10 protein-coding genes and 1 riboswitch are annotated in these 10,486 nt (G+C 73.0%); of the genes, 1 reads left to right on the forward strand and 9 read right to left on the reverse strand.

What is annotated here, in order from left to right:
• Positions 1-35: 35 nt before the first annotated feature.
• Positions 36-2,921 carry an aminomethyl-transferring glycine dehydrogenase gene (gene gcvP, locus ACFWEG_RS26020; protein ID WP_387219723.1) on the reverse strand — a complete coding sequence of 962 codons (2,886 nt, stop codon included), beginning with the start codon at positions 2,919-2,921 and terminating at the stop codon, positions 36-38.
• Positions 2,922-3,109: 188 nt separating this feature from the next.
• Positions 3,110-3,219: riboswitch (glycine riboswitch) on the reverse strand.
• A gap of 114 nt (positions 3,220-3,333) precedes the next feature.
• Between gcvP and ACFWEG_RS26025 the strand changes: the two genes are divergently transcribed.
• Positions 3,334-3,708, forward strand: a complete 375-nt coding sequence (locus tag ACFWEG_RS26025) for a PRC-barrel domain-containing protein (RefSeq protein WP_387219725.1) — start codon at positions 3,334-3,336, stop codon at positions 3,706-3,708.
• Here ACFWEG_RS26025 and ACFWEG_RS26030 read toward each other — a convergent pair.
• The 8 genes from ACFWEG_RS26030 to ACFWEG_RS26065 all read right to left on the reverse strand — a co-directional run bounded on the left by ACFWEG_RS26030 (position 3,627) and on the right by ACFWEG_RS26065 (position 10,373).
• The gene (locus ACFWEG_RS26030) at positions 3,627-5,129 is read right to left on the reverse strand and encodes a DNA polymerase IV (protein ID WP_387219727.1); all 1,503 of its coding nucleotides are present in this window, start codon (positions 5,127-5,129) and stop codon (positions 3,627-3,629) included. The two genes, ACFWEG_RS26025 and ACFWEG_RS26030, sit on opposite strands and share 82 nt — an antisense overlap.
• A 46-nt stretch (positions 5,130-5,175) precedes the next feature.
• Positions 5,176-5,784: a MerR family transcriptional regulator gene (locus ACFWEG_RS26035; protein ID WP_387219729.1), complete on the reverse strand. Its 609-nt coding sequence runs from the start codon at positions 5,782-5,784 to the stop codon at positions 5,176-5,178.
• 164 nt (positions 5,785-5,948) lie between these two features.
• A complete protein-coding gene (locus ACFWEG_RS26040) occupies positions 5,949-6,422 on the reverse strand; it encodes a bifunctional nuclease family protein (RefSeq protein WP_033327106.1) in 474 nt (157 codons plus the stop codon).
• Between the two features lie 53 nt (positions 6,423-6,475).
• Positions 6,476-7,198, reverse strand: coding sequence for a MerR family transcriptional regulator (locus tag ACFWEG_RS26045; RefSeq protein ID WP_387219732.1), 723 nt, complete (start codon positions 7,196-7,198; stop codon positions 6,476-6,478).
• 17 nt (positions 7,199-7,215) lie between these two features.
• Complete coding sequence (locus ACFWEG_RS26050) at positions 7,216-8,184, reverse strand: FHA domain-containing protein (RefSeq protein WP_387219740.1); 969 nt, start codon at positions 8,182-8,184, stop codon at positions 7,216-7,218.
• An 82-nt stretch (positions 8,185-8,266) separates the two neighbouring features.
• Entirely contained in the window at positions 8,267-9,133 is an 867-nt protein-coding gene (locus tag ACFWEG_RS26055; RefSeq protein ID WP_387219734.1) for a DUF881 domain-containing protein, read from the reverse strand.
• 5 nt (positions 9,134-9,138) lie between these two features.
• Entirely contained in the window at positions 9,139-9,471 is a 333-nt protein-coding gene (locus ACFWEG_RS26060; RefSeq protein ID WP_387219736.1) for a small basic family protein, read from the reverse strand.
• Complete coding sequence (locus tag ACFWEG_RS26065; RefSeq protein WP_387219738.1) at positions 9,468-10,373, reverse strand: DUF881 domain-containing protein; 906 nt, start codon at positions 10,371-10,373, stop codon at positions 9,468-9,470. The genes ACFWEG_RS26060 and ACFWEG_RS26065 overlap by 4 nt, the downstream gene beginning before the upstream one ends.
• Between the last annotated feature and the right edge of the window lie 113 nt (positions 10,374-10,486).

Genomic DNA, 10,486 nt, shown 5'->3' on the forward strand with positions numbered 1-10,486 from the left:
CTTCCGTACCGGCCCTCCCGCATGCGGGCCTGCGGTCAGTTCTCGTACGCGTCCATGGGCGGGCACGAGCAGACCAGGTTGCGGTCGCCGTAGGCCTGGTCGATCCGGCGCACCGGCGGCCAGTACTTCGCCGCGGGCGTCACGCCGGCGGGGAAGACCGCCTCCTCGCGGGTGTAGGCGTGCCCCCAGTCCGCGCCGATGGCTGCGGCGGTGTGCGGGGCGTTGCGCAGCGGGTTGTCATCGGCCGGCCAGACGCCGGAGGCGACCTTCTCGATCTCGGCGCGGATCGCGATGAGCGCGTCGCAGAACCGGTCGAGCTCGTCGATGTCCTCGCTCTCGGTCGGCTCGATCATCAGCGTGCCGGCGACCGGGAACGACATGGTCGGGGCGTGGAAGCCGTAGTCGATGAGCCGCTTGGCGATGTCGTCGACGCTGACGCCGCTGGACTTCGACAGCGGGCGCAGGTCGATGATGCACTCGTGGGCGACGAGACCGCCGGGGCCGGTGTAGAGCACCGGGTAGTGCGGTTCGAGCCGCTTGGCGATGTAGTTGGCGGAGAGGACCGCGACCTGGGTGGCGGTCCGCAGCCCCTCGCCGCCCATGAGCCGCACGTACGCCCAGGAGATCGGCAGGATGCCGGCCGAGCCCCACGGGGCCGCCGAGATCGGGCCCACCCCGGTCTCCGGGCCCGCGGCCGGCTGCAGCGGGTGGTTGGGCAGGTACGGCGCGAGGTGCTCGCGCACCGCGACCGGTCCGACGCCCGGGCCGCCGCCGCCGTGCGGGATGCAGAAGGTCTTGTGCAGGTTGAGGTGGGAGACGTCGCCCCCGAAGTGCCCGGGCTTGGCGAGCCCGACCAGCGCGTTGAGGTTGGCCCCGTCGACGTAGACCTGGCCGCCGGCGTCGTGCACGGCGGCGCAGATGTCGGCGACGTGCTCCTCGAACACCCCGTGCGTGGACGGGTAGGTGATCATCAGGACGGCGAGCTCGTCGCGGTGCTGCTCGATCTTCGCCCGCAGGTCGTCGACGTCCACCTCGCCGTCGTCGGCGGTGCGCACGACGACGACCTTCATGCCGGCCATCACCGCGCTGGCCGCGTTGGTGCCGTGCGCGGAGGACGGGATGAGGCAGACGGTGCGCTGCGTGTCGCCGTTGGCCCGGTGGTAGCCGCGCACGGCGAGCAGACCGGCCAGCTCGCCCTGGGAGCCGGCGTTGGGCTGGAGGGAGACCTTGTCGTAGCCGGTGACCTCGGTGAGCTGGTCCTCCAGCTCCCGGATGAGGGTGAGGTAGCCCTGCGCCTGGTCGGCGGGGGCGAAGGGGTGCAGCTGGCCGAACTCGGGCCAGGTGACCGGCTCCATCTCGGTGGTCGCGTTCAGCTTCATCGTGCAGGAGCCGAGCGGGATCATGCCGCGGTCGAGCGCGTAGTCCTTGTCCGACAGCGAGCGCAGGTAGCGCAGCATCGAGGTCTCGGACCGGTGGCGGTGGAAGACCGGGTGGGCCAGGTACTCGTCCTCGCGCAGGAGCGCGGCGGGCAGGGTGTCGGCGGCGGAGGCGTCCAGGGCCTCGATGTCGCCGTCGACGCCGAAGGCGCCCCAGACGGCGGCGAGCTGGGCCCGGGTGGTGGTCTCGTCGCAGGCGATGCCGACGGTGTCGGCGTCGACGAGCCGCAGGTTGACGCCGCGCTCGCGGGCCGCGGCGACGACCTCGGCCGCGCGGCCGGCCGCCCGGACGGTGAGCGTGTCGAAGTACGCCTCGTGCGCGACCTCGACGCCGCCGGCGGTCAGGCCGGCGGCCAGGATCGTGGCGTAGCGGTGGGTGCGGCGGGCGATCGCGCGCAGCCCGTCCGGGCCGTGGTAGACGGCGTACATGCCGGCCATGACGGCGAGGAGCACCTGGGCGGTGCAGATGTTGCTGGTGGCCTTCTCGCGGCGGATGTGCTGCTCGCGGGTCTGCAGCGCGAGCCGGTAGGCCCGGTCGCCGTCCGCGTCCACGGAGACGCCCACGAGCCGGCCCGGCAGGCTGCGCGCGAACTTCTCGCGGACGGCCATGAAGCCCGCGTGCGGCCCGCCGAAGCCCATGGGCACGCCGAAGCGCTGGGTGGAGCCGACGGCGATGTCCGCGCCGAGCTCACCGGGCGGGGTGAGCAGCGTCAGCGCGAGCAGGTCGGCGGCGACGGTGACGACCGCGCCGAGCCCGTGCGCCTGCTCGATGACGGGCTTCAGGTCCCGCACCTCGCCGGAGGCGCCCGGGTACTGGAGCAGCACCCCGGTCACACCGCGCTCGGCGACCTCGGCCGGGATGCCGTCGCGCAGGTCGGCGACGACGATCTCGACGCCGGTCGGTTCGGCGCGGGTCCGGATGACGGCGACGGTCTGGGGCAGGGTGTCGGCGTCGATCAGGTAGACGCCGTTCTTGACCTTGCCCATGCGGCGGGAGAGGGCCATGGCCTCGGCCGCGGCGGTGCCCTCGTCGAGGAGGGAGGCGCCGGAGGTGGGCAGCCCGGTCAGTTCGGCGACGACCGTCTGGAAGTTGAGCAGCGCCTCGAGCCGGCCCTGCGAGATCTCCGGCTGGTAGGGCGTGTACGCCGTGTACCAGGCGGGGTTCTCCATGACGTTGCGCAGGATGACGGGCGGGGTGAAGGTGCCGTAGTAGCCGAGCCCGATCATCGAACCGAGGACCTGGTTGCGGTCGGCGAGCGTCCGCAGTTCGGCCAGCACCTCGGCCTCGGTGCGCGCCTCGGGCAGCGCGAGGGCCTCGGTGTTCTTGATGACGTCGGGCACCGCGACCGCGGTCAGCTCGTCGAGCGAGCCGTAGCCGACCTGGGCCAGCATCTTGGCCCGGGCCTCGCTGTCCGGTCCGATGTGGCGATTCTCGAAGGGAATGCCGCGCTCGAGGTCAGAGAGCGGGATGCGGTGGGCGGTCATCGAAAGAGGCCTCCTGGTCGACACGACCTGCGAGGGGTACCACGACGCGGGTACCCGTACGGCCTCCCCCTCTGTCATCGGGACCTGAGAGCTTCACCGGCCCGTCACAGGACGCGCCGGTTTGCACCGTCGGTGAGGGCGCGGTGCCGGAGAGGTGCCCGGCGCCTCGCCCTGCTTTCCAGAGTGACCTCGTCCGCGCGGTACGTGGGCCTGAGAGATTCCGGGGAGGATTTGCTCCTTCGGCGCCCGCTGCGGACGCCTCGCGACCTCCGTCGGCGGACTCTCCCGCGCGGGGTCGACAGCCGATGTGAAGCCTACCAGCGGCCGGTTACGCGCGGCTTTCGAGTGGCCGCCGCCCCGGTTGTGCACTTCCCTGGGTATTCATGACGGATTGCGACCAGTTGGAGGGACCGTGCAGACCGGAATCGATCCGCGCAGCCTGATAGGCCGCAAGGCGTACGACCGTCACGGGGTCAGGATAGGCACCGTCGACGAGGTGTACCTGGACGACGCCACCGGCGCCCCGGAGTGGGCGGCGGTGCGCACCGGGCTCTTCGGCCGGGACGCGTTCGTCCCGCTGGAGCCCAGCGTGCTGCGGGACGACGTGCTGAGCGTCCCCTTCGACCGCGCCCTGATCAAGGACGCGCCCGACTTCGGCGTCGGCCGCCACCTCTCCCCCGAGCAGGAGCTCCAGCTCTACCGGCACTACGGGCTCGACGTGGCGGCCCCGGGCGAGGTCCCTCCCGACCGCGACTTCGGGCGGCTGGCGAGCTCGGGCGAGGAGTGATCCTCCGGGGGCGGCGGCCCATCGTCGCCCCCGGCCGCGGTCCCGGCGGGCGTCACCAGGGGCAGCGGGTCGGCCGGCGCGAGGTCGGGGTCGTCCGTCCGGAAGGTCCGCACCCGGCCCGGCCGGGTGGACGCCGGCGTCTCGAAGCGGACGGTGACCCGTCCGACCCCGCTGCCCTGCACCCAGCCCGCCCCGTGCACGGCGTGCGTCACGTCGTGGCCCGCGAGCCAGCGGCGCTCCTCCGCCGGAGCCGAGGGCTCGGGCTCGGCCTCGTGCGGGTCGGGCTCCGGGCGTTCCCCCGGCTCCGGGCTCCCGCCCTCCGCGGCGAGGCGCTGCGCGGCCCGCTCCTCGGCGGCCTGGGCGAAGAGGTCCTCCTGGGTGAAGTCCGCCAGTCCCGTGACGCCGACGCCGAGCAGCCGCACGCCGCCGGTGGTATCGACCGACTCCAGCAGCCGGCCGGCGGCCTCGCGGACGACGGCGGGGGCGTCGGTGGGCCCGCGCAGGGTCTCCGACCGGGTCAGCGTGGAGAAGTCGTAGCGGCGCACCTTGAGCACCACGGTCCGCCCGGACCGGCCGGCCGCCCGCAGACGCGCCACGCAGCGGTCGGCGAGCCGCTCGACCTCGGCGCGCACCCGGGTCCGGTCGTGGATGTCGACGGCGAAGGTGTCCTCCACGGACACCGACTTGGCGTCGCGGTCGGAGACGACGGGCCGCTCGTCGTGCCCGAGGGCCATCGCGTGCAGCGAGGCCCCGTGCGCCATCCCCAGGAGGCGCACCAGTTCGTCCTGGCCGGCGTCGGCGATCTCCTGGACGGTCACGATGCCCGCGCGCCGCAGCAGCTCCCCCGTGGCGGGGCCGACCCCGGGCAGCGTGCGGACGGGCAGGGGGGCGATGTGCGCCCGCTCGGTGCCGGCGTCGATCACGACGAGCCCGTCCGGCTTGGCCTCCTCGGACGCGATCTTGGCGAGCATCTTCGTCGCCGCGAGCCCCACGGACCCGGTCAGGCCCGTCACGGCGCGGATGTCCCGGCGCAGCCGCTCGCCCACGGCCAGCGCGGAGGGGGCGTCGTGCGCGGCGCCGCCGGCCTCCAGGTCGACGAACGCCTCGTCGAGGCTGAGCGGCTCGACGAGCGGCGACAGCTCCCGCAGCAGCCCCATGACCTGTTCGCTGACCTCGCGGTAGAGCGTGAAGCGCGGCACCAGGTAGGCGGCGTTCGGCGCCAGCCTGCGGGCCTGCCCCATGGGCATCGCGGAGTGCACCCCGAAGCGGCGCGCCTCGTACGACGCCGTCGCCACGACCCCGCGCGGCCCGAGGCCGCCCACCACGACCGCCTTGCCGCGCAGGCTGGGCTTGGCCGCCTGCTCGGCGGCGGCGTAGAACGCATCCATGTCGAGATGCAGCAGGGTGGGGGCGGTTCTCACTCTCCCGATGCTGCCCTACGCCACTGACAACGGCCCTCGGTCGGCCTCAGACGGCGCGGTTGCGGCGCCGGGCGAGCTCGTCGGCGGGGTTCGGCCGCACCAGCGTCTCGCCGGTGTCGACCCGCTCGCCGTGCAGCTGGGACAGCGCGGCGGCGACGTCCCGCCAGACCACTCCGACGGCGATGCCGAACATGCCCTGCCCGCCCTGGAGCAGGTCGACGACCTCCTCGGGCGAGGAGCACTCGTGGACGGTGGCCCCGTCGCTCATGAGCGTCAGGCGTTCGAGGTCGGCCGAGCCGCGGGCCCGCAGGTGCTGGATCGTGGTGCGGATGTTCTGCAGGGACACCCCGGTGTCGAGGAACCGCTTGACGACCTTGAGGACGACCACGTCCTGGAAGCTGTAGAGCCGCTGGCTGCCGGAGCCCTGCGCGGAGCGGACGCTCGGCTCGACGAGCCCGGTGCGGGCCCAGTAGTCGAGCTGGCGGTAGGTGATGCCGGCCGCCGCGCACGCGGTCGGCCCGCGGTAGCCGATCCGGTCGTCGGCCGGCTCGCCGGCGCCGTCCGCCGGGGCCGGGTGGACCGGGAGGGAGCCGGCCGTACTGCTGTGAAGCGGGTACGCGGCACCCGCCGCCGTACCGTCGCCGCTGGTTCCCACGCCGACCTCCATCCGTGACCTGCCCCGTCGACGTTAGGCAGTCGCCCGGGGTGCGTCAACGATCGCCACACTCGGCACGCCGGGTGAAAATCACCCGTGGTGTGGTTTCGGCCGCGCCCCGTCGGGGAAAGGCTGGCCGAATGCCCCGATACCGGGGCAGAGGGTCACTGGCTGTTCGTCCCGAAGTCCTCCGGTGAGATCTGGTCGAGGAACTCGCGGAACTTCTCCACCTCGTCCTCCTGCTCGTCGGGGATCGCGATGCCGGCGTCGTCGAGGACCCCGTCGCTGCCGTAGATCGGCGTACCCGTGCGCAGGGCCAGCGCTATGGCGTCGGAGGGGCGTGCACTGACCTCGACGCCGCTCGCGAAGACCAGCTCCGCGTAGAAGACGCCGTCGCGGAGGTCGGTGATGCGCACCTCGGTGAGCTCCTGGCCGACGGCCTCCAGGACGTCCTTGAAGAGGTCGTGCGTCAGGGGCCTGGCCGGTGCCATGCCCTGCTGGGCGAAGGCGATGGCGGTGGCCTCCCCCGGACCGATCCAGATGGGGAGGTACCGGTCGCCTCCTACTTCACGCAGGAGCACGATCGGTTGGTTGGAGGGCATTTCAACCCGGACACCCACTACGTCGAGCTCGTTCACACAGCAACCCTAGGACGTGCCCGGTCGGTTTGGGTAGTCGAGCCGCGTTCCGGTCAGCGCGGACGGGCCTTGAGCGCCGCGTCGACCAGCACCGTGTGCAGCCGTACGGACAGGGCCGCGAGCTCCTGCGCGGTCGCCTCGGCACGCGCCCTGGTCTGGGGATTGCGATGCCGCCGAAGGGGTGCGACGACCTGTTCGACGAGGCCGGCCTCGCGGTCGGCCGCGGCCTTCATGCCCCGCAGATGACGCGGTTCGAGGCCGTATCCGCCGAGCTCGGTCAGCAGACCGGCCAGCCGGACGGTCTCGGCGTCGTACCCGCCGCCCGGCAGGGGCGCGAGGAGGCCGTACGCCTCCCACGCGGCGAGCTGGTCCTCGCTCACCTCGGCGGCGGCCAGCAGCTCGGCACGGCCGAGGCGGGTGACGGTGGGCAGTTCGTGGTCGGGCTCCGGCGGGGCGCCCGGCGACGGGAGGGCGGGCTGCTCCCCCGCTGCCGCCGCCTCGAGCTGTTCCTTGATCACCTTCAGCGGCAGGTAGTGGTCCCGCTGTATGCGCAGCACCTGGGCCAGCCGGTGCACGTCGTCCGTGCTGAACTTGCGGTAGCCGGACGGGGTGCGCTGCGGCTCGACGAGCCCCTCGGCCTCCAGGAAGCGGATCTTGGAGATCGTGACCTCGGGGAACTCGTCCCGCAGCAGGTTCAGCACCGTGCCGATGCTGACCTGTCGGCCGTCCGCGGCCGCGGCGCCGCGAACGGCGCCGCCCCTCGGTGTCTGAAGCATGTACCTTCCCTGGCGGGTCAGAGGCCCCGCTGGCTCGCGTAGAAGACCAACCGGTACTTGCCGATCTGGACCTCGTCACCGTTGGACAGGGTGACGGAGTCGATGCGCTCCCGGTTGACGTAGGTGCCGTTGAGGCTGCCGACATCGGCGACGGAGAAGCTGCCGTCCTGGAGGCGGCGGAACTCCACATGGCGGCGGGAGACCGTGACGTCGTCCAGGAAGATGTCGCTCTGCGGGTGGCGGCCGGCCGTGGTCAGCTCGCCGTCGAGCAGGAAGCGGCTGCCGGAGTTGGGACCGCGGCGCACGACGAGCAGCGCGGAGCCCAGCGGCAGCGCGTCCACCGCGGCCTGGGCCTCGGGGGACAGGTTGGGCAGCTGCGTCTGGCCGGTGGCCTCCGCCTCGTAGGCCTCGAGACCGGAGATCGAGATCGTCGACGTGGTCTCGGAGGGACGCTCGGCGGCGGCTCCGGCCCGCAGCGGCGCGCCGCAGTTCGAGCAGAACCTGCTCGCCTCGGCGTTGCGGTGCCCGCACCTGGTGCAGACGGGCAAGGCAGACATGGAAGGGCCCTCCTGCTGCGACGGCCCCGCGGGGGCCCCGGGTGCGTACGGGCCGGTTGCCGGGTCTCCGGCCTGGCCCGCGGCTGACGATTCCCCGAAACCTATGCGGCCGGACGCGGCAGGGTCAACGGACGACGCGCCGTGTCCGCCCGAAATGTGACCCCCCTGACCGGCGACCTCGTCGCGGAACAGCGGGCGCCCCGCGCCCTCACCCTCCGCCTCGCCGGGCCGCTGCGCCCGGTGCCGGGCCGTCTGGCTGCCGGCGTCGTCGCGAGCGCTCTTGCCGAACCACTTCTGAAACAACTTCACGGGCGATTCCCCTTGACCGAAACAGACCCGCCCGTGGGGCAGGACGAACCCTTGACGCAACTGCCGGACCTGTCCGGCCGATGCTGACTCTTCTCTACAACGTCCGCGTCCACCGGACAGTTTCCACCACGCGCCCCCGCTTCCGTGCGGCGACCCCCCGCAACCTCTTGCCCTCGCTCGGTGAATCCCATGCGTCCCTCCGTCAGCCGGAGGACGACTGAGCGTAGTCAGGCCGCTTCGCCGCCCGCAAGGCGTCCACGACGATCTTCTCGGAGCGGTTCACCTCCACGGTGGCCTGCTCCTTCTCCATCGTCTGCACCACGCCGCCGGGGATGTTGAGCGCGGGCTCCAGGTCCGCGGGCCTGCCGATGACCTGGAACCGGTACGGCGGGTCGATCTTCCGGCCGTCCACCTCGATCCCGTCGCCCGCGCCCGCGAGGAAGGTGTCGGCGACCACGCGCACGTCGTTGACCTGGATCGCCTCGGCGCCGGCGGCGCGCAGCTCCTGGATGGCGTCGAGGAGCATGTCGGCCTCGACCGTACCCTGCGTGTCGCCGACGGTGAGCGTGATCCCAGGGCCCTGGGCGGCGACCGTGCCGGCGAGGATGCCGAGCTGGCGCTCCTTCTCGACGGTCTGCCTGCGGGCCTCCTCCGCCTGGTCGGAGCTGTTCTCCAGCTCGGTGCGCTGGCTCTCCAGCGCCTGCTTCTCGTCGCCGAGCCGCTGGGACCGGTCGTCCAGCTCGTCGAGGATGCGCACCAGGTCCTCCTGGCGCGCCCCGCGAAGGGCGCTGGTGTCGTTGTTCGACCGCACCTGGATGGCGAGACCGAGCCCGAGCGCGAAGAGCAGCAGGGCGACGACGAGCTGGGGGCGGGTGATCCGCGGCGGCCACAGGGCGCTGAGCAGCCGGTCGCGACCCGTCGGCCCTTCGGGAGCTTCGGGAGCGGCCGCCGGTGCGGGCTGCTCGGGCGCGGCGGTGGGCGGGGGCTGCGCCTGCGGCTGCGCGGTCGGCTCAGGCCGGGGCTGCGGCTCGGGCTGAGGCTGCGGGCCGGGGTGCGGTTCGTTGCTCATGGGACTCACGCCTGGAAGACATGCCGGCGGATGGCCGCGGCGTTGGAGAAGATGCGGATGCCGAAGACGACCACGACACCCGTCGAGAGCTGCGCGCCGACGCCCAGCTGGTCGCCGAGGAAGACGATCAGCGCGGCGACCACGACGTTGGACAGGAACGACACCACGAAGACCTTGTCGACGAAGATGCCGTCCAGCATGGCCCGCAGGCCGCCGAAGACGGCGTCGAGCGCCGCCACGACGGCGATCGGAAGATAGGGCTCGACCACCGCGGGTACCTCGGGCCGGACCAGAAGTCCGGCCACCACTCCCACGACGAGCCCCAGAACCGCGATCACGATGTGCCCTTCCCTGTGTTTTCCGTGGTCTTTTCCGAGACGGCCTCCGCGGTCCGGACGATCAGACTGGGCGCGGCCGGCAACCGCACGTCGTCCTCCGCGGAGATGCTCGTCCTGATGCCGTAGCTCTCCTGCAGCACGTGCAGGTACTGGCCGTCGGCGCTGTCCTGGAAGGCGGTGCTCAGCCGTTGCCCGTCCCCCACGGCGAGCACCGTGTACGGGGGTACGAGGGGCCGGTTGTCGACCAGGACCGCGTCGCCGGCGGCGCGGATGGCGGACAGCGCGGTGAGCCGCTGGCCGTTGATGGAGACCGCCTCGGCGCCCGACTCCCACAGGCCGTTGACGACGCGCTGCAGGTCGCGGTCCCTGACCCGGCCGGTGTCGGAGAAGCCGCTGCTCTGCCGCGGACCTCCGCCGGTGCTGCCGGCGCCCTTGGCGTCGTCCACGACGAGCTTGACACCCGGGCCGTGGACGTCGGTGGCGCCGGAGAGCAGGCCGACCAGCTGCCCGGTGTGCCCGCCGTGGTCCTCCAGGGCCTCGCGCTGGCGGGCGCTGACCTCGTCCCGCAGGGAGTCGACGCGGGCCTGCAGTTCGTCGGCCTCGTCCGAGGCTCCCTCGATGCGGTCGATGAGGTCCTGGCGCTCCTTGGCCACGACCGGCGCGGACACCCGCGCCTGGGCGGCCCCCAGCGTGACCACCAGGGCGGCCAGGACCAGTCCCGCCGCGAGCCACAGCTTGGCCCGCAGGGTGGTGGGGAGCCCCGCGTCGCCCGCGGCCCGGCGCCGGGCCGCGGCTTCGGCGTACCCCTCGTCCAGGCTGTGGTCCATGACGCTGTTGAGCAGGGACATCGAGGCGTCGGGCCGCGGCGGGGCGGTGCTCCGTGGGGGCGACTGCTGCGACATGCCGCACATCGTCGCATGTCGCGGGTACTACCTCCGAATGGCCCAACGGGTGTGGGGGCCCCGGGCCCCCCGGCAGGGGCGGCCCACCCCCGCGCGCAGACGGCAGGGAGAAA

Origin of the sequence: Streptomyces sp. NPDC060194 (assembly GCF_042728285.1) — a bacterium.
Classification (GTDB): Bacteria; Actinomycetota; Actinomycetes; order Streptomycetales; family Streptomycetaceae; genus Streptomyces.

Bases quoted from the DNA above. Each gene is read 5' to 3' on its own strand.
- gcvP (WP_387219723.1), bottom strand. From the start codon at position 2,921: ATGACCGCCCACCGCATCCCGCTCTCTGACCTCGAGCGCGGCATTCCC.
- ACFWEG_RS26045 (WP_387219732.1), bottom strand. From the start codon at position 7,198: ATGCTTCAGACACCGAGGGGCGGCGCCGTTCGCGGCGCCGCGGCCGCG.
- ACFWEG_RS26055 (WP_387219734.1), bottom strand. From the start codon at position 9,133: ATGAGCAACGAACCGCACCCCGGCCCGCAGCCTCAGCCCGAGCCGCAG.
- ACFWEG_RS26065 (WP_387219738.1), bottom strand. From the start codon at position 10,373: ATGTCGCAGCAGTCGCCCCCACGGAGCACCGCCCCGCCGCGGCCCGAC.